Source organism: Coprococcus intestinalis, from assembly GCF_023656595.1.
In the GTDB taxonomy this organism is placed as follows: Bacteria; Bacillota; Clostridia; order Lachnospirales; family Lachnospiraceae; genus Coprococcus_A; species Coprococcus_A intestinihominis.
The window spans coordinates 1-1,866 of the sequence record NZ_JAMOKJ010000041.1 but is presented as its reverse complement, the minus strand read 5'-3'; the positions used below and the strand labels follow the sequence as shown (position 1 = coordinate 1,866).

General features: G+C 42.2%; 1 protein-coding gene. It reads right to left on the bottom strand.

Features of this window, described 5'->3' with window-relative positions:
* Positions 1 to 89 precede the first annotated feature (89 nt).
* Positions 90 to 1,373: a group II intron reverse transcriptase/maturase gene (gene ltrA / locus NBH03_RS15775; protein WP_215691036.1), complete on the bottom strand. Its 1,284-nt coding sequence runs from the start codon at positions 1,371 to 1,373 to the stop codon at positions 90 to 92.
* Positions 1,374 to 1,866 lie beyond the last annotated feature (493 nt).

Here is a 1,866-nt window from a genome sequence, read left to right as displayed (position 1 = left end):
ATCGAGTAGGAGAAAATTCCTCTTGATGAGGAATTTTCGACCTCTCACACCACCGTGCGTACCGTTCGGTACACGGCGGTTCAATCAACTTAACATGTAACACACCTTTCAGTGTAATAATCTAACATTGAGATTAGTCCAAATGAGGCTAATCTCTTGTTTGTTATTGCTATATTTACAGCACCACAGCTACATACATGAGCATAGGCTCTTGAACAATAACCAACTTTGTATGCTGTAATCCTGTCAATTCCAAGCTTCATCAAATTCTTCGCACGATTCTGCGGAGTTTTCCAGTGTTTCCATATGCACATACGAAGTCTATACCGAATATTTGCATCTAATTTCGCACATAAGATTTTCATACTACCTATCTTGAAGTAGTTTATCCAACCTCGGATAAGCTGATTGAGCTTCTCTACCTTATAGCTGTTGCTGACGCCCCAACTTCGACAGGTGAGTCCTTTCATTCTTTTCTTAAACTTCGCTACTGATTTTGCATGCGGTTTTGCCTTAAACTGATGTGCTCTTGAATCAAAGTAGAATCCAAACCCAAGGTATTTAAGTCCATTTGGTCTATCTACTTTACTCTTAGTCATGTTGACTTTGAGCCCTAGTTTCTCTTCGATGAATCGTGAGATATTTCTCATAACTCTGTTTGCAGACATTTCACTTCCAACCATGATAATACAGTCATCCGCATATCGTACAAAATTAAGCCCTCTCTTTTCCATTTCCTTATCCAGTTCGTTCAACATGATGTTTGCCAGTAGCGGCGAAAGGTTTCCTCCTTGCGGTGTTCCCACAATAGAGTCCTCATACTCATCATCTATCATGATTCCGCTGACTAGGTATTTCCTAACAATAGAGATGACATCTCCATCTTTAATCGTTCTACCAATAATAGTCATCAACTTATCATGATTTACTGTGTCAAAGAACTTTTCCAAGTCAATGTCTACAATCCAGTCATTACCATCATTCATCATATCAAGTGCTGTTAGGATTGCTTGCTGTGCACATCTATTCGGTCTGAATCCGTAGCTATGGTCATGGAACTGTTCCTCATAGATTGGTGTTAAGACCTGTGCAATGGCTTGTTGTATGAATCTGTCTGTTACTGTTGGTACTCCCAGGTTTCTGACACCACCGTCTGGCTTTGGTATCTCCACTCTTCGTACTGGTTGAGGTTTATATTTTCTTGTCCTCAACTGTTCCTTGATAATTTCGCCGTCCTTTACAAGATGTTCTTTAAGTTCTGTGTACTTCATTCCGTCCACTCCCTCGGCACCTTTATTTCGTACGACTTGCAGATATGCTCTGTTGAGATTATCGCTGGATAGTATCTGCTTCATTAGACTACTTGTGTCCATGCGTTCTTTCCTTTCCGTCTCGCTTGATTTGACCACCTTTTTCCCGATTGGTTACGGCAGATGTTGTCATTTCTGCAATACGAGACATACTCAAACTTATTGATTGTTCGCCCCTTCGCTCCATCTCCATTACAGAGACTTCTTCGCTACTATGGGCTCGGCTGACTTCTCACAGTTCGTTGTTACTAGGCTAATGAAACCTCTGTGAGACCTCCACGCTTAAGGTGCACGCTCTTTCCTCTCATATATCCGCCACATTTACTCGATTCCTACAAACGGCAACTTTACGGCTTTGTCTTATTTAGCAGACTTACCAAGCGGAACCTAGCCTCATATGTGATTTCTGTCCGTCGGACCAAGAGTTTGCTTACAGCTTCCTTCAGATTCTACCTTACGATAGACACCCTTGCTGTTCAGCTATACACTTCCTTGTCGCCTAGGCGTGTTCGGGACTTTCACCCGTTAGAGCGCGCCCATGGCGCGCAAACTAAAA